This window comes from Pseudomonas sp. LY-1, from assembly GCF_053502595.1.
Genome location: NZ_CP094353.1, coordinates 3,380,140 through 3,400,430 on the forward strand (window position 1 = coordinate 3,380,140; position 20,291 = coordinate 3,400,430).

21 protein-coding genes, 1 tRNA gene and 4 pseudogenes are annotated in these 20,291 nt (G+C 58.8%); 10 read left to right on the forward strand and 16 right to left on the reverse strand.

The features are described 5' to 3' along the window. Nucleotides 1-21: 21 nt before the first annotated feature. Entirely contained in the window at nt 22-2,088 is a 2,067-nt protein-coding gene (treS, locus tag MOQ67_RS15390) for a maltose alpha-D-glucosyltransferase (RefSeq protein WP_198718769.1), read from the forward strand. A 113-nt stretch (nt 2,089-2,201) separates the two neighbouring features. Next, nucleotides 2,202-2,660: a hypothetical protein gene (locus MOQ67_RS15395; protein ID WP_017846344.1), complete on the forward strand. Its 459-nt coding sequence runs from the start codon at nt 2,202-2,204 to the stop codon at nt 2,658-2,660. 50 nt (nt 2,661-2,710) lie between these two features. On the opposite strand, the gene MOQ67_RS15400 is transcribed toward MOQ67_RS15395, so the two are convergent. Further along, the gene (locus tag MOQ67_RS15400) at nt 2,711-2,953 is read right to left on the reverse strand and encodes a Pathogenicity locus (protein WP_104903255.1); all 243 of its coding nucleotides are present in this window, start codon (nt 2,951-2,953) and stop codon (nt 2,711-2,713) included. Nucleotides 2,954-3,608: 655 nt separating this feature from the next. Between MOQ67_RS15400 and MOQ67_RS15405 the strand changes: the two genes are divergently transcribed. Then, nucleotides 3,609-3,872 carry a hypothetical protein gene (locus MOQ67_RS15405; RefSeq protein ID WP_198718579.1) on the forward strand — a complete coding sequence of 88 codons (264 nt, stop codon included), beginning with the start codon at nt 3,609-3,611 and terminating at the stop codon, nt 3,870-3,872. Between the two features lie 259 nt (nt 3,873-4,131). Here MOQ67_RS15405 and MOQ67_RS15410 read toward each other — a convergent pair whose 3' ends face one another. Beyond that, nucleotides 4,132-4,368, reverse strand: coding sequence for a DUF2790 domain-containing protein (locus MOQ67_RS15410; RefSeq protein ID WP_169884367.1), 237 nt, complete (start codon nt 4,366-4,368; stop codon nt 4,132-4,134). 596 nt (nt 4,369-4,964) lie between these two features. After that, nucleotides 4,965-5,897, reverse strand: a complete 933-nt coding sequence (locus tag MOQ67_RS15415) for a cation diffusion facilitator family transporter (RefSeq protein ID WP_198718578.1) — start codon at nt 5,895-5,897, stop codon at nt 4,965-4,967. A gap of 1,056 nt (nt 5,898-6,953) precedes the next feature. Here MOQ67_RS15415 and MOQ67_RS15420 point away from each other — a divergent pair. Both MOQ67_RS15420 and MOQ67_RS15425 read left to right on the forward strand, forming a co-directional pair. Then, nucleotides 6,954-7,075: pseudogene (locus MOQ67_RS15420) on the forward strand (cell wall hydrolase); the annotation flags it as partial. Then, nucleotides 7,069-7,161 (forward strand): annotated as a pseudogene (locus tag MOQ67_RS15425) (lysis protein); the annotation flags it as partial. The pseudogenes MOQ67_RS15420 and MOQ67_RS15425, both read left to right, overlap by 7 nt. A 120-nt stretch (nt 7,162-7,281) precedes the next feature. Here the strand turns inward: MOQ67_RS15425 and MOQ67_RS15430 are convergent. Continuing rightward, nucleotides 7,282-7,368: transfer RNA gene (locus tag MOQ67_RS15430), tRNA-Leu, on the reverse strand. A 336-nt stretch (nt 7,369-7,704) separates the two neighbouring features. On the opposite strand from MOQ67_RS15430, the gene MOQ67_RS15435 reads away from it, so the two are divergent. Beyond that, on the forward strand, nt 7,705-7,896 hold the full coding sequence (locus MOQ67_RS15435) for a hypothetical protein (RefSeq protein ID WP_017846338.1): 192 nt from the start codon (nt 7,705-7,707) through the stop codon (nt 7,894-7,896). A gap of 56 nt (nt 7,897-7,952) precedes the next feature. On the opposite strand, the gene MOQ67_RS15440 is transcribed toward MOQ67_RS15435, so the two are convergent. Further along, nucleotides 7,953-8,234: a hypothetical protein gene (locus MOQ67_RS15440; protein ID WP_017846337.1), complete on the reverse strand. Its 282-nt coding sequence runs from the start codon at nt 8,232-8,234 to the stop codon at nt 7,953-7,955. Between the two features lie 196 nt (nt 8,235-8,430). Here MOQ67_RS15440 and MOQ67_RS15445 point away from each other — a divergent pair, with 196 nt between their 5' ends. Continuing rightward, nucleotides 8,431-8,889, forward strand: coding sequence for a GFA family protein (locus MOQ67_RS15445; RefSeq protein ID WP_017846336.1), 459 nt, complete (start codon nt 8,431-8,433; stop codon nt 8,887-8,889). 2 nt (nt 8,890-8,891) lie between these two features. On the opposite strand, the gene MOQ67_RS15450 is transcribed toward MOQ67_RS15445, so the two are convergent. From MOQ67_RS15450 to MOQ67_RS15495, 10 genes and pseudogenes are all read right to left on the reverse strand, one after another. Beyond that, nucleotides 8,892-9,419, reverse strand: a complete 528-nt coding sequence (locus MOQ67_RS15450; protein WP_198718577.1) for a DinB family protein — start codon at nt 9,417-9,419, stop codon at nt 8,892-8,894. Between the two features lie 106 nt (nt 9,420-9,525). After that, nucleotides 9,526-10,317: a hypothetical protein gene (locus MOQ67_RS15455; RefSeq protein ID WP_198718576.1), complete on the reverse strand. Its 792-nt coding sequence runs from the start codon at nt 10,315-10,317 to the stop codon at nt 9,526-9,528. Between the two features lie 18 nt (nt 10,318-10,335). Next, on the reverse strand, nt 10,336-10,683 hold the full coding sequence (locus MOQ67_RS15460) for a DUF2493 domain-containing protein (RefSeq protein WP_046383555.1): 348 nt from the start codon (nt 10,681-10,683) through the stop codon (nt 10,336-10,338). Between the two features lie 65 nt (nt 10,684-10,748). Continuing rightward, nucleotides 10,749-13,463 (reverse strand): magnesium-translocating P-type ATPase, encoded by a 2,715-nt coding sequence (mgtA, locus tag MOQ67_RS15465; RefSeq protein WP_448675516.1) that lies wholly within the window; start codon nt 13,461-13,463, stop codon nt 10,749-10,751. 847 nt (nt 13,464-14,310) lie between these two features. Further along, nucleotides 14,311-14,922: a LysE family transporter gene (locus tag MOQ67_RS15470; RefSeq protein WP_017846331.1), complete on the reverse strand. Its 612-nt coding sequence runs from the start codon at nt 14,920-14,922 to the stop codon at nt 14,311-14,313. 74 nt (nt 14,923-14,996) lie between these two features. Next, a complete protein-coding gene (locus MOQ67_RS15475; protein WP_046489450.1) occupies nt 14,997-15,788 on the reverse strand; it encodes an AraC family transcriptional regulator in 792 nt (263 codons plus the stop codon). Nucleotides 15,789-15,838: 50 nt separating this feature from the next. After that, nucleotides 15,839-16,351, reverse strand: a pseudogene (gene arsH / locus MOQ67_RS15480) (arsenical resistance protein ArsH); the annotation flags it as partial. After that, nucleotides 16,349-16,646 (reverse strand): annotated as a pseudogene (locus MOQ67_RS15485) (arsenate reductase/protein-tyrosine-phosphatase family protein); the annotation flags it as partial. The pseudogenes MOQ67_RS15485 and arsH, both read right to left, overlap by 3 nt. Nucleotides 16,647-16,716: 70 nt before the next feature. Beyond that, nucleotides 16,717-18,000, reverse strand: coding sequence for an arsenic transporter (locus MOQ67_RS15490; RefSeq protein WP_046489451.1), 1,284 nt, complete (start codon nt 17,998-18,000; stop codon nt 16,717-16,719). A gap of 19 nt (nt 18,001-18,019) precedes the next feature. Then, a complete protein-coding gene (locus tag MOQ67_RS15495) occupies nt 18,020-18,376 on the reverse strand; it encodes a metalloregulator ArsR/SmtB family transcription factor (RefSeq protein WP_198718172.1) in 357 nt (118 codons plus the stop codon). A 177-nt stretch (nt 18,377-18,553) separates the two neighbouring features. Here MOQ67_RS15495 and MOQ67_RS15500 point away from each other — a divergent pair, with 177 nt between their 5' ends. The 3 genes from MOQ67_RS15500 to MOQ67_RS15510 all read left to right on the forward strand — a co-directional run bounded on the left by MOQ67_RS15500 (nt 18,554) and on the right by MOQ67_RS15510 (nt 19,844). Continuing rightward, nucleotides 18,554-18,769 (forward strand): hypothetical protein, encoded by a 216-nt coding sequence (locus MOQ67_RS15500; RefSeq protein ID WP_017846326.1) that lies wholly within the window; start codon nt 18,554-18,556, stop codon nt 18,767-18,769. Nucleotides 18,770-18,840: 71 nt separating this feature from the next. Continuing rightward, nucleotides 18,841-19,536: an AzlC family ABC transporter permease gene (locus MOQ67_RS15505; protein WP_046383548.1), complete on the forward strand. Its 696-nt coding sequence runs from the start codon at nt 18,841-18,843 to the stop codon at nt 19,534-19,536. Further along, nucleotides 19,533-19,844 carry an AzlD domain-containing protein gene (locus MOQ67_RS15510; protein WP_017846324.1) on the forward strand — a complete coding sequence of 104 codons (312 nt, stop codon included), beginning with the start codon at nt 19,533-19,535 and terminating at the stop codon, nt 19,842-19,844. Before MOQ67_RS15505 ends, MOQ67_RS15510 begins: the two co-directional genes overlap by 4 nt. A 106-nt stretch (nt 19,845-19,950) precedes the next feature. Here the strand turns inward: MOQ67_RS15510 and MOQ67_RS15515 are convergent, their stop codons facing one another. Further along, complete coding sequence (locus MOQ67_RS15515; protein WP_017846323.1) at nt 19,951-20,208, reverse strand: hypothetical protein; 258 nt, start codon at nt 20,206-20,208, stop codon at nt 19,951-19,953. Nucleotides 20,209-20,291: the final 83 nt, after the last annotated feature.

Sequence of the window (20,291 nt, forward strand, 5' to 3'; positions counted from 1 at the left end):
ACGACAACAGGTAATGGGCTTATGACGGCGGCTGACAACGATCATGTGAACTGGCTGGTGCAACAGTCGATGCTGCACGCGGCGCGCCAGCGCGCCAAGCTCTATTCGGGGCAAGGGCGCCTGTGGCAACAGCCGTATGCACATACCCGGCCGCGTGATGCTTCGGCCTTGTCGTCGGTGTGGTTCACCGCGTATCCGGCGTCGATTGTCACCCGTGAAAACGGCACGGTGCTCGAAGCGCTGGGCGATGAGGCGCTGTGGCATGCCTTGTCGAAGATCGGTATCCAGGGTATTCACAACGGCCCGCTGAAAAAGTCCGGCGGCTTGGCCGGGATGGAACACACGCCGACCATCGATGGCAATTTCGACCGCATCAGCTTCGACATCGACCCGCAGTTGGGCACCGAGGCGCAGTTGCAGGCGCTGACACGCATGGCGGCGGCTCACAATGCGGTGATCATCGACGATGTGATCCCCTCGCACACCGGCAAGGGCGCGGATTTCCGCCTGGCCGAGATGGCCTACGAGGACTACCCGGGGCTCTACCACATGGTGGAAATCCGCGAGGAAGACTGGCCGTTGCTGCCGGAGGTCGCCGACGGGCGCGATGCCCAGAACCTCAGCCCGCTGCAGGTGGACGCGCTGCGCGATAAACACTACATCGTCGGCCAGTTGCAGCGGGTGATTTTCTTCGAGCCTGGCGTGAAGGAAACCGACTGGAGCACCACGCCGGTGGTCATCGGCGTCGATGGCAAGCCGCGGCGCTGGGTCTACCTGCATTACTTCAAGGAGGGCCAACCGTCGCTTAACTGGCTCGATCCATCCTTCGCCGCGCAGCAGATGATCATTGGCGATGCGCTGCACGCGATCGATGTGATGGGCGCCAAGATCCTGCGCCTGGACGCCAACGGTTTCCTCGGTGTGGAGCGCAAGCTCGACGGCACGGCCTGGTCGGAAAGCCATCCGCTGTCGATCACCGGTAATCAATTGCTTGGCGGCGCGATTCGCAAGGCTGGCGGTTTCAGCTTCCAGGAACTGAACCTGACGCTGGACGACATCGCGTCGATGTCCCACGGCGGTGCTGATCTCTCCTACGACTTCATCACGCGTCCGGCCTATCAGCATGCGTTGCTGATGGGCGACACCGAGTTCCTGCGCCTGATGCTGCGCCAGATGCACAACCTCGGCATCGACCCCGGCTCGCTGATCCATGCCTTGCAAAACCATGACGAACTGACCCTGGAACTCGTGCATTTCTGGACCCTGCATGCCCATGACAGTTTCCTCTACCAGGGTCAGACATTTCCCGGCAACATCCTGCGCGAGCATATCCGCGAGCAGATGTACGAGCGCCTGGCCGGCGAACATGCACCATACAACCTCAAGTTCGTCACCAATGGCGTGTCCTGCACCACCGCCAGCATCATCACGGCGGCCCTCGGCATTCGTGACCTTGCGGCGATCACGCCGGCCGATGTCGAGCAGATTCGCCAGATCCATTTGCTCCTGGTGATGTACAACGCCATGCAGCCCGGCGTGTTCGCCTTGTCCGGCTGGGACCTGGTCGGTGCATTGCCGTTGGCGGCGGATGACGTCGCGCACCTGATGACTGATGGCGATACCCGCTGGATACACCGCGGCGCCTATGACCTGGTGGACCTGAACCCGCAGGCCGAGCTTTCGGCGGGGCAGATGCCGCGTTCGAAAACCCTGTACGGCAGCCTCAACCGCCAATTGCAGGACCCGGACTCGTTCGCCTCCCAGTTGCAGAAAATCCTCGCCGTGCGCCGTGCCTATGACATCGCGGCCAGTCGCCAGATCCTGGTGCCGGACGTCGAACATCCTGGTTTGTTGGTCATGGTCCACGAACTGCCGGCCGGTAAAGGCACACAAATCACCGCGTTGAACTTCGGCAGCACGCCGATCACCGAAACCCTGCACCTGCCCAATATCGCGCCGGGGCCGGTGGTGGACATCATCAATGAACGGGTCGAGGGCGATCTGACGGCCGAAGGGGCGTTCACCATTACCCTGGACGCGTATGAAGGGTTGGCGTTGCGGGTGGTCAGCAGTTCGCCGATGCTTTAGCGCAGATCAAGTGATGACCGGCACCGAGCCGCCAAACTGGTTGGGTGCAGGTTGGCACACGGGTTGAGGGCAACCCGACACGACGCTCATCCAGCCATAAAGGAAACCCGACCATGTTGTTTGATGCATATGCTGAAGAGTCGCTGAACGGTATCGGACATGTCGTCCAGGATATCGAGCAAGTCGCCAAGTACACTGAAGGCCTGCGAACGCGTCTTTCTGAACTCTTCACATCTACGCACAGCCGTTTTGGCGTGAGCTTTACCGTTCCGCCAGAGGGTTACTTCCAGCTTGAAGGTCATTTCGGCCTGATCAGAGCGAATCTGCTCTATGCTAATGAGGGCAGCGGCACCTTTGGTCGCGTGGTGCTTCGCAAGCACACGCTGGACGAGCAGGGGAGAGAAGCGTGGCCAGAAATCTGGGCGTTCCGCATTCTGAAAGATGGCGATGTCTGGGTGAGTGACAAAGGCCCGGTGCTCTACAACGAGTGGAGTACGCCAAGCGAACACAAGTTTGTCGCTGCTCGGCGTCTCGTTGAATCAATCGTGCTGTCTGCGATGAAGCCACGCTAGACCGCGCAGGTAGTCAGCAAGCAACCCCTGCGGGAGGCGCTTGAACGCGTTTACCGCTGCGGGTTGCGTCTTGCAAGCGCCACGGCCGCAGTGATGGCCGCGCGCGCTTGTGGGCTGTTCTTCCAGCACGTCGAGCCCAATGCCGCAGAGGCTTGGGCGAGGATGTCCCCCACATTGGATTGGCTGAGTGCGTCCAGCGATTCAATGCCCATCTGTTCAAGCCGGGTAATCACCGTGGGGCCTACCCCCTTGAGTGCGAGCAACGCTGTTCTTTCTTCCAATGAGAATGGCATCGGTGAATTCCTTTTTCCAAGAGTCCCGGGAGTGTGCCGGATACTGGAGAGTGCCTCAATAGGTCGTTGTTGATTGGGTATATCGAACTCCCCGGCTATCGACGACAGCGCCACACGGGCCTCCTGTTTTTGTGCGCTGAAGAGCCATATAAAGAACGTTACATTTTTGACTGTTAAATCACTCATCATTAAAAAATAAAATAGCTGACTTTGGAGTCAATCCGCAAAAACAGGATCATATTTTAAGTAGGGAAATAAATTCCCTCTTAAAAAGGTGAGCCAATTGGAATATACGTATAAAAACCAGTTTCACGAAAAAGCCAATGTAAAAGCGGTTCTCGTGGGCGACAGTAAAGTCATTAGTCCCTCCGAGTATATTGAGATCTTCTTAATAACCAGAGGCTATGACACGAGCCTGGAAAATAGACTCCGGGTCGCGGAAAGCCTGGCCCACGTGCCCGCGCGCGAACGCCATTCCGCCTCTGAGCTGGACCACTGGCTTGATTGTCATTTCAAAAGCTGAGGGGCTCTGTCGTGGCACATTCAACGCAAGAGTGATAATCAAAGACAATGCCAGGTACTTATGCAGGCAGATTACGAGATACATTATATAAAGAGCGATCACAAGAAGGTCCGACGCGTCAGAGCCCAACACATGATGGATCTTGATGCGTGGAAATTCGCAATTATTGCCGAAGGCGGCAGCCGTGAAGAGACTTCGCCGTTAGTTTGTTTGGCACAGGTCAAAGCACTTGCCGCTAAATACGATGTAAGTTCAGTCAGGTGGAACAAGGCGATCCATGTCAACAACTTGGATACCGTCGTATCGAATAGGCGGATGGCGTTGGAGGATGCCGGCGACCGTAACTTAGAGTGGGCTCAACCTCGGGATGACGTGACACTCGATCAATCTGGCTGATAGAACGCAATCGAGTGTTGTTCGACTCGAAAAAGGCCTGGACGTGTTCCAGGCCTTTTCATCGAGCAGCGCCGCTTCAGCAGTTGGCGCTCCTTGGGCTTGGCTTGGTTTTGTCGGCGCATAAAAAACCCCGCACTGGGCGGGGTTAGTCTGCATCACCGATGCAGAGGGCGGGAAATAGTGCTGGGAACTTCCCCCAGCTTGCCCCAGTGGGGCGTTTTAACAAGCCTGTCATCAGGCAGGCTTTGTCGGGACTCTGTTAGCTGTTGGAGCAACCGTTAGCCATGACACTGTATTGCATGACATGTACGTGACCTTGGTGGTCCAGGTAGGTCATCTGGACAGGGACTACGGCACAGACATTGTCAGGGATGGAGTCCATGTGAATCACTTTGGCAATGTCGAGGTGCGAGCTGTAGCTGTATTGCTCAACGGCAGGCTCATCGGCAAACGCCATCTGGCTACCCAGCATTACAAAAGAAGCAGCAATCAACATTTTAAACAGTTTCATTTTTTCAGTGTCCCAACGATGCAAACGATTTACGTCTTCAGTCGGATTGGCTATGGCCGAAGGCTCTACGAGGCGCGGGAGGGTGGTTTGCTTGGACCCTATGGATTCGCGCTTCGTCGCTTTGTTTGGAAGCTGGGTTTAGTTTATGCCTATGGAGATTTTGATAAATCCCAAAGACTGGAAAGCATTGTTGTTGAAAAAGTAATAATTCACTCCGGCGCCTGGCAGCCACCCCAGCCAATACACTCGGTTTCTGCTCCTGTCGATGACGCGAACTTGCGCTTGTTTAGTGCCGTGAGAAAGCATGGGGTTGGGGGTAGTACGAATCTCAAAACCGAGCGTCTCAGCATTAAGTGACGGTGGTTTGAATTAATACTATTGGCCTGTTATTTCAATATTTAAGCGTTCTGGTTAAAGCGCTCATGAATAAAAATAATTGAGAGTATTTCGCAGGCTTAAGTTTGTTTCGGTACTTGGACAATCAAGTGTTGTGTGAAAAATTTGTGATATGTCTGTGATGCTTGGCGAGTTGCTTTTGCACTATCCCTGTCGGCGGATCGTGTTGCCGGCGTCGCGCCAGGTTAATGATCAAGGTCGGGGCGGTGCCAGGGATCTACATGCGTCATAAGATTCAAAACACGATGAATCTGCATCACATTTTCCCTTGCGCAAACTGCAATGGCATGACCTTCCTCAACGGTAATTGAGGCATCCACTTCGATATGAGCGTCGACAATGATCATGTCCCCCATTTTTCGAGTGCGTAGATCATGTACACCTTTAATGCCGGGGGTATTTTTAAGCGTATTGCGGATAGTTTCGACTTCCTGCTCATCAGCCGATCGGTCCATCAGGTCGTGCAATGAATCCCAAGTGAAACTCCAACCCATCTTGGCGATCATGCCTCCAACAACCAGCGCAGCAATCGGGTCAAGAATCGGGTAGCCCGCCAGATTGCCCACAATACCTATGCCGACAACCAAGGAGGACGCGGCGTCGGACCTTGCGTGCCAGGCGTTGGCAACCAACAGACTAGACTTAACTTTTTTGGCCACCCGCAGCATAAAGCGAAACAACAGCTCCTTGGCCACCAGCGCTGCGATGGCAACCCATAAGGCCGCAATGTGTACCGTTGGAATCGATTCAGGGGTTTCAAGCTTGAACACTGCAGAACCGATCATGCCCACGCCCACGATCAACAACAGTATGCCCAATACCATGGATGCGGCGGTCTCGAAACGCAGATGCCCATAGGGGTGACCTTCGTCGGCATCCTCCTTGCTTTTGTGGCTGGCGAACAGCACTACGAAATCGGCGATCAAGTCTGATAGCGAGTGAATACCATCGGCTACAAGCCCCTGGGATTTTGACACTACGCCTACGACAATCTGTGTGCACGACAGCGCGATATTGACGATGACGCTCATCCAAGTGCATCGCGAGGCTGCCGCTGCGCGGGCGACTTGACTATATTCCTCGTCTTCAGATTGTTCAGAGATCTGTTGATGATTCATGTGTATTTCTCTAATTGAAATTGATACTCGTCTCGCGCGGCAAGACGCGCACTACTTAGTACTGGTTGCGTTTTTTATCGGGCGTGGAGGGTAAGGCGTCTGCCTCAATTAAAGCAAGGTGCGATGAGTTATAAAAGTGCCTATTTATCGGTATTTAGGTCTGAGTCCAATGATGTAAATGCTAATACTTCGCGTAACTAAGTTTTTCACCTGGCTGCAGGGTTTGTAAGTCAAATAGGGATGACTCTCAACTTCACTAAAGAAAAGGTGGGCCGGTACGGTGGGGTGGGTTTTATCTTTCGAGCCGAAGCGGTCAGGCACAGGAAAAATGCACGGAAGAATAATGTGATTGTCGTGGGGTATTTGTTTGTAATAGATGTATTGGACGGCAAGTTCAGAACCTTGCGCTACAAAGTGAGGGCACGGCGAAAGACCTGGTGTTCGGTTGGCCAGACGCTTAGGAATGGGGAATTGCGGAGCCGGACAGATGATTGTGGCTCAAAAAAATAAGGGCCTGCATGAAGTTCATCATGCACGCCCTTGATATCCATGGTACCCAAAGCCGTAATCGAACCGTCACGCCCTTACGAGCGGGGGATTTTAAGTTCGCATGAGGGCACGCGTCGGGCGTAAACCTTTAAGCCCGGCGCCATCCGTAATTAACGGCGGAAGCGGAATTTTTGCCAGCCATATTTGAACCTGAAAGTTCCGGTATCTCCTCGTAGAACGTAGAGGCTGACCCTGTAAAAAGCAGTAAAATGAGAGAATCCAAGGTGTCTGATTTTTCTGTAGACCCAAACCCATCCGTGGCGATTGGTAGTTTTGGCGGGTCTCAACACGATTAACACGCTCCTTCTGCTATGCGTAATTTGGCGCAGATGATAGCGATGTGCCCCATCTAGAGGCTGTCAAATAATAACGGTGCGGGAACTCGTTGTCGCAATAGCTGTATTGCCAATATTCATCTTGGTACTGCACCGCGCGCCCACGTAAACCAAGCTGCTGTTCACCTCTAATCTCCGCCGTTGTGCGGGGTTTTTTCGTAGGGAGAAAAGTATGACTGCAACCGGAAAAGACCGGGATATCTTGGCGCGCCCCCCCTTTGGCGTGAGGTCCGTGGTGCAGGTCTGGACGGACAGATCGCCGTGGCCTGGACCATCCGTCACCGAGTGCTCAACGAATTCTCGCCATCACCGGTGACGGCGATCAAGGATTGATCGCGCTGTGGGCGTGCCAGGCGTATGTGAGGAGTGTTTCAAAATAGGCGTTGGTGTTCGGTCGGCAGGACGCCGGGGAATGGAGAGTTGCGGAACAGGTCTGAAAATTGCGGAGCAAAAAAGATAAGGGCTCGCATGAAGTTCATCATGCAAGCCCTTGATATCTATGGTGCCCGAAGCCGGAATCGAACCGGCACGCCCTTACGAGCGGGGGATTTTAAGTCCCATGCGTCTACCAGTTTCGCCATTCGGGCGGCAGCGCGGTGCAGCAGGGTTGGGAATATATAGATCCGGGCGCCAGGGCGCAAGGTCGGAGGTTGCCTTTCTTGCACAAACATCGGGATGAAAAAGCTCGATAGATCAGTGATCTACATCGGCTTTTGAGCAAAAGCCGAAGATTCCCAGGGCCGGCGAATACGCCTCATAAATGACAGGTGCGGCAATACGCCGTCACGCTGCTTCAGAGTGGACGACTCAGCAGTGGCGGCCTTGGGCATAAGCCGCTGCGACATGCGGTCCGCAACGGCGCTGGATGCGGGTGTAAGGTAGGCCGTGCAACGCTTGGAAATCTCAGGAAAAGCGAGGTGACTATGAGCGCTCCAACACTCAAGAAGCTGCATCTGAATGGGTATGACATCGTGCAGGTCAATTTCGGGCCGTGGCGGGTGTGTACGGCTCAGGACCGGTTGGCGTCCTTCGATTCCCGCGAGCAGGCGCTGGCCTATGCGGCCACGCTGTCGGTGCGCAAGGCGCGTGGCAGGTCGGGGTCCAATGATGACTGAGTGACTGATTCAGCAGAACCAAGCCCCGGCGCAACCGGGGCTTCTGCTGCTTGGGACTACACGAAGGGCTGACCACTGAAGCCGCGTGGCAGGCGCTGCAACCCTGGCAGGTCGGTCAAGTGTTGCGCCCAGGCGCTGCGCCAGTCGCTGGAGGTGTGGGTCTTGGCTGCGCGCGAAGCTCGGCGGGCGGCGTTGCGCTGGGTGCGGCGCGCTTCCTTGTAGGCCTCGGTGTTGCGGCAGGTTCGGCATTTGACGCGGTTCAGCTCGGTGCTGGAGGGGAGGCTGCCGCCGTGATGGCCGCAGGCTAAGTGCCCGGCGACCTTGAAGTGAATGACCATGTAAGCGTCTCCTTCTTGGGTATACGCGCATCTGCAGATCCACAATGCACGCGGGGAGGGCGGGCTGCGATTGATCCCGACACCTACAATTACGACCCCGTGCTGGTCGCAGCGTTCGGTTTACGGGCCTGGCCCTTCTCAACAGCAAGGCTCGACGTTACCCTGCCTCAAGTCCAATCATAAAAAGGAGTGAGTGATGAGCGTCGAGAACCTGCCTCGTGAAGGCAGTTGCCGTTGTAACCGCGTGCGCTTCAGTGTGAGCCAGCCCCCCGTGATCACCATGGCCTGCCATTGCACCGGTTGTCAGAAGATGACCGCCAGCGCGTTCTCCCTCAGTGCGCTGATTCCCGCCAGCGCGTTCACCGTGACCCAGGGTTGCCCGGTGATCGGCGGCATGCATGGCGTGGACCGCCATTACTTTTGCCCCCATTGCATGAGCTGGCTGTTTACACGGCCCCATGGCATCGATGAGTTCGTCAATGTGCGTGCGACGATGCTGGAGAATGCCGAGGATTATCCGCCGTTCATGGAAACCTGGACCAGCGAGAAATTACCCTGGGCCACGACGCCGGCGGTCGAGCACTTTGCACAATTGCCCGGGCCGGAGGATTTTCCGCGTTTGTTGCAGGCTTACGCCGAGTTCAGCGCCCGCTGAGTTCAGTCGATCAGCGCGAGCAGGTCGGTATCGCCCACATCGTGTCCGGCCTGGGTCAGCAGTGTCGTCAGCTGGCCCCGGTGGTGGGTCTGATGATTGAAAAAATGCACCAGCAGGCCGAAGAACGGCTTGTCCGCCGCGACCCCGCGCATGTTGTGGTAATGCAGGCGCAGGTCGAGGTCTGGCTCGCGCAGGCTTTGCGCCCAGTCGATGATCAGTCGATCCAGCCAGGCGCGGTGGATGGCCAGTTCGTGCAGGTCGGCGAAGGCCAGTTGCTTGAGATCGGTGGGCGCGGCAATGCCGCTTAACGGTGCCAGCGCCGCATGGCTGGCGGGGTGCTGGGCAAAGCGTTTGAGCCACACGGTGTCGCCCAGTGTCAGGTGGTTCAGCGTGCCGAGGATCGAGCCGAAAAATGCGCGGCGGTCCATCCGTAGTTCGGCGTCCGTCAGCTTCGCGGCCGCGTCGTAGACTTTACGGTTCATCCACTGGTTGTAGGTCGCCATCAAGGCGATCTGTTCGATACGGTTCACGGGCTTTCTCTCTGTCTGGGCGGCGCGATGGCGCCATCATAAGGCGTGCCCACCCCGCGGTCATCGGGTTCCGCCAGAGGACGCCACCCCTGCGAAGGCGTGACGCCTAGAAACGCAACGTGGCGCCGGTGGTCAACCATTGCGCGCGTTCAGCGACCAGGCTGCGCCCAACCACCACATCGATGTCGATCAACGGCCCAAGGTGGAACCGCGGCCCCGCTTGCCAGGCCTGCTCAGCACCTTTTTGGCCGTAGCGTTCGACAATCAGCGTCAACGAGTGCGCTACCCGATATTCGGCGCCGGCGCCCCATGTGAGACGCTGGTTTTGTTCGCCGTCGTCATACGCGTGGGTCCAGCCGGCATTCAGGTTCAGTCGCAGGGGCTCCAGCGGTTGCCACGTCAACGGCACGTTGAAGTCCGCGCCATCAAACGCATGTCGCCGGTCCAGGGCAACGTGGGCGCTGGCGGACACGGCTATCTCCAGGCGCAGGTCCTGACGTGACATTACCTGCGCCTTCACTTGCGGGCTCACTTGCGTCTCGCGGTTGGCCCGTGACAATGCCGCGCCCCATTGCACGGCGGGCAGGGCCTCGAAGGTGCAGGCAGGCGACAGTGTCTCATTGTGCGTGCCGCCGTCGTGTCGGTGGGCGCTGTACCAGGCGTCGACGTTGCATTCGCCCGGCGCATTGATCGCGCCGTCGTCGACTGCATAAGCGCCCCCTGCCGCGAAGGCCTTCGAGAATAGGCTGATGAGCAGGACGACGCTGAGTGTAAGCCCGATAAACATCAGGTTGCGCCGTAACGCCCGCCGTTTGGCTGGCGGTAACAACAAGAGGGTATGGCGAGCGCCTCGATAGCGGGTAACCCTGTCCGAGGGGTGGCGGTGTTTTTTGTACATGTTGTGCCTCGCTTGAATTCAGCTTTCTACGGTCAGCACCGAGATGCCGCTGGCTTTGGCCTGACAGACCAGCTCTGACGTGTCATCGCCACCGGGCAGGGCGATGACCACATCAGGGCGGCTGTCGGTCAGCATGAAATGGTTGCGCTGGCGTTCCGCCTGCTTGCCATGGCGTTGCCAATTGGGCGGATAACGCACCACGTCGATGCCGATTTCCCGCGCCCACTCCTCGATCTCGCTGCCGAGGAACTGGTTGCCGCCGTGGATCAATACCTGCACCGGGCGCAGGCGGTGGTAAGCGTCCAGCACGTGGCGGGAACGTTGGGTGTCGGCGTAATGACGACCTGCACAGATCAACACGCGCATGCTTGAAATCCTTGTAATGCACGGTGGCCGCCGAGCGACCGCCACCGTCTGAACGGCGGGAGTGATCAGTACCACTGCTTGAAGCGGCGGATGTAGATCGTCTTCATCAGTTGAGCCACGCAGCAGTAGCTGAGCAAGGTGCCTGCCAGCCATGGGAAGTACGCCAGCGGCAGCGGTTGCAGGCCCACCAGGGTGCCGAGCGGCGAGAACGGCACATAGATCCCCAGGGCGATCACCACACCGGTCATCAGCAACACCGGCCATGCCGCGGTGCTCTGGAAGAACGGGATCTTGCGGGTGCGCAGCATATGCACCACCAGGGTTTGCGAGAGCAGGCCCTCGATGAACCAGCCGGACTGGAACAGGGTCTGCATCTCCACGCTGTTGGCGGCGAACACGTACCACATCAGCGCAAAGGTGGTGATGTCGAAGATCGACGAGGTTGGCCCGATCCACAGCATGAAGCGGCCGATGTTTTTCGCGTCCCACTTGCGTGGCTTGGCCAGGTATTCCTTGTCCATCTTGTCCCACGGCAAGGCCAGTTGGGAGATGTCGTACATCAGATTCTGCAGCAGCAGGTGGATCGCCAGCATCGGCATGAACGGAATGAACGCACTGGCCACCAGCACCGAGAACACGTTGCCGAAGTTGGAGCTGGCGGTCATGTTCAGGTACTTCATGATATTGCCGAAGGTTTCGCGGCCCTTGAGCACGCCTTCTTCCAGCACCATCAGGCTCTTTTCCAGCAGGATGATGTCGGCCGATTCCTTGGCGATGTCGGTGCCGCTGTCCACCGAGATCCCCACGTCGGCATCGCGCAGCGCCGGCGCATCGTTGATGCCGTCACCGAGGAAGCCGACAGTGTGGCCGTTGGCTTGCAGGGCCTTGAGCACCCGCGACTTCTGTAGCGGTGTCAGCTTGGCAAACACCGTGCGCTCTTCCACGCGGCGCTGCAGGGTCGCATCGTCCATTGCTTCGATGTCCACGCCGAGCAGCGGCTGGCCTGGGTCGAGGCCGACCTGGCGGCAGATCTTGCTGGTGACCACCGCGTTGTCGCCGGTCAGCACTTTTACCGCTACGCCGATCTGTTGCAGCGCCGCAATCGCCGGGCCTGCGGTTTCCTTCGGCGGATCAAGGAAGGTCAGGAACCCCTGGATCACCAGGTTGCGCTCATCGGCGGTGGTGTACTGCCGGCGCGCCAACGCGTTCGGGATATTGCGGGTGGCCACCACCAGCACGCGAAAGCCGTCTTCGTTGTAGTCATTGGCAATCGCCAGCAACGCCTCGCGACGCCGCTGATCCAGCGGCACTGCGGCGCCGGCTTCGATCACGTGGGTGGCAATGCTCAGCATCTCTTCCACGGCCCCCTTGCACACCAGCAGATGGTCACCGGCGGCGTCCTTGACCACAATCGACAGGCGACGGCGTACAAAGTCGAACGGCAATTCATCGACCTTGCTGTAGGCAAACGGCGCCTGGAACTTGGGGTTTTGTGCCGAGAACTGCACCACAGCCTGGTCCATCAGGTTCTTCATGCCGCTTTGGTGATAGCTGTTGAGCCAGGCCAGCGACAGCACCGCGTCGTCACGCTGGCCAAAGGCGTTGACGTGGTGCTCGAGGATGATCTTGTCCTGGGTCAGGGTGCCGGTCTTGTCGGTACACAGCACGTCCATCGAACCGAAGTTTTGGATCGCGTTGAGGCGCTTGACCACCACTTTGCGCTTGGCCATGGCGGTGGCGCCCTTGGCCAGGTTGGCGCTGACAATCATCGGCAGCATTTCCGGGGTCAGGCCGACGGCGACCGCCAGGGCAAACAGGAAGGCATCGCCCCAGTCACCCTTGGAGAAACCGTTGAGGAAGAACACGATCGGCACCATCACCAGCATGAAGCGGATCAGCAGCCAGCTGACGCTGTTCACGCCGCGATCAAACGCGGTCTGCGCCCGCGAGCCGACAATCGCCTTGGCCAGCGAGCCGAAGTAGGTGCGCGGTCCGGTGGCCACCACCACGGCTTTGGCGCGGCCGCTGACCACGTTGGTGCCCATGAAGCAGATGTTCGGCAGGTCGAGCAAGTTGCCCTGGTCGGCGGCAAGGGTACTGGCGGACTTTTGCGTCACGTCCCCCAGCGTGTCGTATTTTTCCACGGGCAAGGCTTCGCCGGTCAGCACCGCCTGGCTGATGAACAGGTCACGCGATTCGATCAGACGGATGTCGGCCGGGATCATGTCGCCGGCCGACAGCTGCACGATATCGCCGGCCACCAGTTCGCGCATCGGCACTTCGCGCAGGGTTGGCTGGGCGCCGACCTGTTCGCGGCGTAGTACGGTGGCGGTGGTGCGGACCATGGCTTTGAGCGTTTCGGCGGATTTGGCCGAACGGTGCTCCTGCCAGAACCGCAGCAGGCTGCTGAGCAGGACCATGGTCATGATGATGATGACTTTGGTCAGGTCGACTTCTTCACCGGCCTGCAACGGCAACCAGTAATCGGTGACGAAGCTGATCGCGCCCAGCGTCAGCAGTACATAGATAAACGGATTGTTCAGCGCCTGCAGGAACTGGATGAATGCGTGAGGCGGCTTGTCATGGGCGACTTCGTTATGGCCTTGCCGTTGCAGGCGTGCAGAGGCATCCAACTCGGTCAGGCCATCCAGAGTGGCTCGCACATTGGCCAGGGTGGCCGACAGGCCGTTATGGGCTTCGCGGGCGGCCCGCATCGATAGCCGAGTGTCGGCGTCGGTGCGGTTTTTGTTGGGCTGTGGCGGTTTTTTTACGGCGCTCATGGTGTGTACTCCTGTCGCCAGTTCTCGACAAAACATACCCGGTACTGACCTGATGACAGGCGAGCGAAAGCATGCCGAGCCGCGGACTTCGCGATCGGTTCAAATAAGGTGTTGAATAACTTTCAATGGGCCCGCTAAGTGCGCGTTAGTTACTGCGCGCGCAGCGGGCTACTACTGGAAAGGTTCATAAAAGAACTCCAGGGTATTGATCAGAAAGTTGCTGTTTCCAAGCGGTCAAGCGGCGCGAGTGCCCAGGTAAAGAGCGGGCATCAGGCGGGCTTCAGCCAGGTTGGAAACGTTACGTCTCTGTGGGTCTTGAGGGGCGGCGTGAACCCAATGCTGCTGCAGTCGGCCAGTCGTCGGGCAGGCACGCCAGTGCGCCAGCGGATGGGCCGGGCGCATTCGAGGGGAGGGTACGGCAAAGGTTGGGCGGGCAACACAAACGCCTGCGGGCGCTCGGCACAGCTTGGCCCGCAGGGTCGCGGCCAGCGTTCGTACATCTTTTACAACAAAGGTTTGGAAGGTCATAACACACCTCGGGACCGGACGGGCGACCGGTGAGGCAGTTACGGTGGAGCACAAGCTCTAGCGCAGCTTACCGGACCGGAGAGGCAAGTCCTGTCATCTTCTGGGTTGGGCGCCCGATGCCCGCCAACGCGGTGCTCGGACAGCGACTAGATACTGTGTCCATTGGCTTCTTTTGTGAGGTTTAAAAAAGGCCCCAATTGCGGGCAGGGGCAATCTACTCAGCCAGTTGCGGAATGTCAACGCATGATTAATTAAAATACCAAGTGTTCAGAGTCTATTCAGATAAAACATATTCACAAGTTACCGGGCATATATAACTTCATATGCCTTGCGCGGCGAGAACGGCGAGATAGATCAAGACTACACCGCACGCCGCGTAACTGATGCGTTGCCAGGTCGGCGAGGCGTTCTTGCGCAGCAGATTGACCAGTGCGGCCGTCAGAAAACACGACAGCACCGAGGCCAGCATGAAACCGCCGAAAAACATCAGCGTCTGCGTGTGGCTGGGCGTAGCCCCGACGATGCCCGACAACGCGCTGCCCAACGCCCCCCAGTACACAATGTTCTTCGGGTTGGCCAGCGAAATGGCTGCGCCCACCGCCAGCGCATTCGTGCCGGAGCCGGCCGGTGCGCTGTCGGCTGCGGGCAAACGCCAGGCGTCGAGCAGGCTGCGCACGCCGAGCCAGGCGAGATAGAGCGCGCAGAGGAGGGTCAGCGGCACGCGCACGGCGTCATGCTGGATCAACAGCGCGATGCCGGTCAGGCCGATCACGGCCCACACCGCATCGCCGACCAGCGAACCGACCTGCACCAACAACGCCGGCGTGAAACCGTGTTGCAAACCGCGGCGCAAGGTCTCCGCCAGCACAGCGCCGGGGGACAGGCAAAACACAAAACCGAATACCAGTGCGTAAAAGAAGATCGCCAGCATCCCTATGCTCCATCAAGTGATGGCGGGCAGTGTGCTGGCGCACGCACACGTTGTCTTGGACCAGATTGTGCTGTTCAGCGTTTCGCCACACTCTGATAGCGGCCAGGCGTGAGGCCATAGGCGGCGCGGAAATGCCGGTTGAGGTGGCTCTGGTCGGCAAAACCGAGCTGATGGGCGACCTCGCCGGCCGCCATCCCATTGCGCAACAGGCCTTTGGCGCGGCGCGTGCGCAATTGCATGGCCCACTGGCGAGGGCTGAGCCCGGTCTCTTTTTGAAAGGTGCGCAGCAGGTGGAACTTGGACAACCCCAGCGCCTCGCCGAGGTGGTCCAGGGGCAGCGATTGATGCAACTGTGCGGCGAGCAATTCCTGGGCGCGGCCGATCAGGCTTTTGCCGGCTGCCGCGTTGCCGGGCAAGCGCACGCCGCTGAGGCCGACCACTTCTCCCAGCAGCACAACCAGGGCGTCTTCGTTCAGCTCGCGGACCAGAACGTCGCCGCTCGATGCGCCTTTTGCCACAACCGCCAGGCGCCGCGCCAGATCCGGCTGGAAACACAACGATCGATCGAATTCGACATGCGCCAACCCCAGGTCGGCGGCCAGTTGCTCGGCGCTGACGTACAGGCTGATAAACTGCCACGGCGCGCCTTCCGCCGCACCGCCGCCCTGAATCTGCCCGGGGTTGTACAAGGTGATGGCGCCTGGCCCGGCCACGAATTCGCGGCGGTCCAGCCACACGTTTTCTTCGCCCACCAGGTTCACGCCGATCACGCATTCGTCGTGGCTGTGGCGGGCAAAGGTCAGGCCGGAGCAGTGGACGCTGTTGATTTCGTAGTCGCCCAGCCAGGCGTGTTGCAGGGTGCTCATGGGGTCGGCTCAGTCATGGGATGGACGTGAGCATACGCCGTCAGCCAGGCTCAGATCGACCGTTGATTGACCCGTTGCGACAGTTCTTCGGCGCTTTCCCTGCGCTCCGAGTAGCGGTCGACCAAATCCGGACGATCACGCAGCAGCACGGTGAACTTCACCAGTTCCTCCATCACGTCGACAACGCGATCATAGAGCGCCGAGGGTTTCATGCGGTCCTGATCATCGAACTCCATGAACGCCTTGGGCACCGAGGATTGATTGGGGATGGTGAACATACGCATCCAACGCCCGAGTACGCGCAGTTGGTTGACCGTGTTGAAGGACTGGGAACCGCCGCACACTTGCATCACCGCCAGGGTTTTGCCCTGGGTCGGGCGGACCGCGCCCAAGGACAACGGCACCCAGTCGATTTGCGCTTTGAACACCGCCGACATCGAACCGTGTCGTTCAGGGGAACACCAGACCTGGCCTTCCGACCATTGCATCCGTTCCAACAGCTCCTGCACCTTCGGATGCTCACGCGGGGCATCATCGGGTAATGGCAAGCCGCTCGGGTCGAATGCGGCTTGGATGCTCGCCTCGTCGCCCGACATCCGAAGGGTCTGCCAACCCCCAGTGCGCCTTCAGCGCCGGGCCGAAATACACTGGGCAGGCTTCACCGGCGGCCTTGTCGCACACCGTGATCACCACATCCGGCGGGCTGCCTTCAAAGGCGTCGTTGCCCTTGCTGTACAAGCCCTGCGTGCGGATGCCTGCCGCCTGCAACGTGCTCAGGCTGCGGGGCAGCACCTGGCCTTTGGGGAAGCTGCCGGAGCTGACCGCCTCAAACCCTTCTGGCGCCAGGTGGTTGAACATCGCTTCGGACAAAATGCTCCGTCAGCTGTTGGCGGTACACATGAACAAGACTTTCATTGGCGTATGTCCTTCAGAGGCTAAGACGCAAGGCGAGGGCGGCGAGAGTGATCAGCAACACCGGCAAGGTCAGGACGATGCCGACCTTGAAGTAGTAACCCCAAGTGATGGTGATGCCTTTGCGCGCCAGGATATGCAGCCACAGCAGGGTGGCCAGGCTGCCGATGGGGGTGATTTTCGGGCCGAGGTCGCTGCCGATCACGTTGGCGTAGATCATCGCGTCCTTGACCACGCCCACGGCATGGCTGGATTCGATGGAGAGCGCACCGATCAACACGGTCGGCAGGTTGTTCATTGCCGAAGACAACAATGCCGTCAGCACCCCGGTGCCCATCGCCGCGCCCCATACGCCGTAGGTGGCGAAGGTGTCGAGCCAGGTCGCCAGGTATGTGGTCAGCCCGGCGTTGCGCAGCCCGTAGACCACCAGGTACATGCCCAGGGAAAAGATCACGATCTGCCAGGGCGCTTCCTTGAGCACTTTGCGCGTGGAAATCTTGTGGCCTTTGGCGGCGATCACCAGCAGCAACACCGCGCACACTGCAGAGATCGCGCTGATGGGAATCCCCAACGGTTCCAGGGCAAAGCAGCCGATCAGCAGGATACCCAGCACCCACCAGCCGGCGCGAAAAGTGGCGTGGTCGTGAATGGCGCTGGCCGGGGCTGCCAGGTCGGCCGGGTCGTAGGTCTGCGGAATATCGCGGCGGAAAAACCACAACAGCACCGCCAGGGTGGCGGCGACGCTGACCAGGTTCACCGGCACCATCACCGCTGCGTATTCATTGAAGCCGATCTTGAAATAGTCCGCCGAGACAATGTTCACCAGGTTCGACACCACCAGCGGCAGGCTCGCCGTGTCGGCGATAAACCCGGCGCCCATGACGAACGCCAGGGTCGCCGCCGGAGAAAAACGCAACGCCAGCAGCATCGACATCACAATCGGCGTGAGGATCAGTGCCGCGCCGTCATTGGCAAACAGCGCCGACACCAACGCGCCCAGCAGCACCATGTAGGCAAACAACCGCCGGCCGCGACCACGGCCCCAACGGGCCACATGCAGCGCAGCCCAGGCAAAGAACCCGGCCTCGTCCAGCAACAGGCTGATGACGATCAGCGCGACAAAGGTGCCGGTGGCATTCCAGATGATGTGCCACACCACCGGGATGTCCGCCAGGCTGATCACGCCGCAGGCCAGTGCGAGGATCGCGCCCATGGTCGCGCTCCAGCCGACACCCAGGCCTTTGGGCTGCCAGATGACCAGGATGATGGTGAAGATAAAAATCGCAATTGCGACAAGCATGAATAAACGCTCCGGTGGCTCAACAGCAGGTGCTGGCTCGTTGTGGTCTGTCGCCCATTGCATCAAGACGCAGCGCGTCGTTTTGCAACCATGGCTGGTTGGCTTGCAGGGTGGTGTCCAGCACGTGAGTCACCCAGTCGGGCAGTGCCGGATTGATGCGGTAGTAGACCCATTGCCCTTGGCGACGATCCCGCAGCAACCCGCAGTTGCGCAGTTGCGCGAGGTGGCGGGAGATTTTCGGCTGGCTGTCGTCAAGTGCATGGATCAGTTCGCACACGCAAAGTTCGCCTTCGCGCAGGATCAGCAAGGTCATTCGCACGCGAGTGGCATCGGCCAGGCATTTGAATAGGGTTGGAGGTGAGAAAGGGACTGACACGGTCAAGGCCTGCTCGTATAGGTATATCCGAATATACGTATTTCCATATATTTCGGTCAAATCCTGTTTCAATTGATATGGATCAAATGTCTGGAAACACGCCACAAGTGATTGAAATTAAAATGAAACACAAATGTCCTAAAGTGCCTGCCCATAGCTGATGAAGGAATACCACGCGTGACCCGTGCCACTCGCAATCTGCGCAAGACCCTCGATTCCGTCGCGGAAAATAACGAAACCGCGGCGTTCGATCTGATGCGTGCCGTCGAAAAACTCGGCGATGAAGTGCTGCGCCAGCGCTTGCTCAATACCATCCACCGCCTCAACCAGGACGCCTATGAACTGCGCGAAGCGCGGGACTCGGTGGAACTGGTGTCGGTAAGGCTCGCCTGAGCAAGATCGTTCAAGACAACCTGCATATTGCGCTGGCATGTTTGTCGACTGTCTGTCGATGAGCGGTTTCCATGCCTACTGCCTTACCTCACTACGCCTTCGCCCGTGGCGCGATTGCTGTCATTCCGTTGTCCCTGGCGTGCGCGCCCTGGGGCTTGCTGGCTGGCTCAATGGCCATCGAAGCGCACTTTTCCCCGCTCGAAGCCCAGGGGCTTTCCGCCATCGTGTTTGCCGGTGCCGCGCAACTGGTGGCCATCGGCATGGTCAAGAGCGGCGCCAGCCTGATCTCCATCTTGCTCACGACTTTGCTGCTGACCTCACAACATCTGCTGTACGGCATGCATCTGCGCCCTACATTGTCCGTGCTCAAACCGCGCTGGCGCATGAGCCTGGGTTTCCTGATGACCGATGAGTTCTTCGCCCTGGTCAGCCAGTACGACCGTGAAACCTTCAACCGCTGGTACGCGCTGGGTGTTGGCCTGACGTTCTATATCGCCTGGAACCTGTTCACCCTCGCTGGCATTGTCCTGGGCAAGAGCATTCCAGGGCTCGAACACCTGGGCCTGGAGTTCTCGATTGTTGCGACCTTTATCGCGTTGATCACGCCCGTGGTGCGCGATGTGCCCACCGTGGTGTGCGTGGCGGTGGCGCTGTTGTGCTCGGTCGGCTTGAGCTTCCTGCAGTGGGAGTCGGCTGTGGTGGTGTCGGGTGTGTTGGGCATGAGTGCAGGGTATGCCTGCAAACGATTGGGAGTCGGGCAGGCATGATTTTTGTGATGATTGTTGCAATGGGTTTGATCGTATTTTTTAACCGCTACCTGTTTATCGAACCGCGCCTGCCCGTGCGGCTCACCCGTGGTGCGCGGGAGTTTCTCGGGTTCGCGGTACCGGGCATGCTCACGGCGATTTGCGGGCCGATCATTTTCTTCGCCGACCACCGGCTCAACCTGAGCCCGGCCAACCCCTACCTGCTGGCCGGGATCTGCGCGGTGGCGCTGATGGTCTGGACGCGCAATGTGCTGTTCACCGTGCTGTTGAGCATGGCGTTGTTCTACCTGTTTCGCTGGTGGTTCTAAACACATAGGCGAAAAAAAGCCCGCGGGAGAGCGGGCTGAAGGAGACTTCTAAAAGTGAGCCCGGCCATTATCGGTGGCGCGTTCTGCTGTCACAGTGAAACTAAATTCATTCGGTGGGCGGCGTCGCCTTCTTTTTCGCCTTGGCCTCGGCCGCCAGGCACTCCAGCGCGAACTGCTCGGTGTAGGTCATCTGGATCGGCGTACTTTCGCCTTTCACCGTGCGCTCGCCGTCGAGAATGTAGCGAATGCGCTTGTCCGTCACGCCAATGCGCTTGGCGATCCACGTGGGCGTCTGGCCGATGCGGCTGATCAGCTTGTCGGCATAGTCGGTGGATGGGTTGTAGCGTTCGGCATTGGGTGTCATCGGTTTTCCAGGTAGAAGCGAACTCGCAAGTAGGCGACAGGGTGACGTAATAATCCGTGAGTGTCGCCTGCTAATGGTAGAGT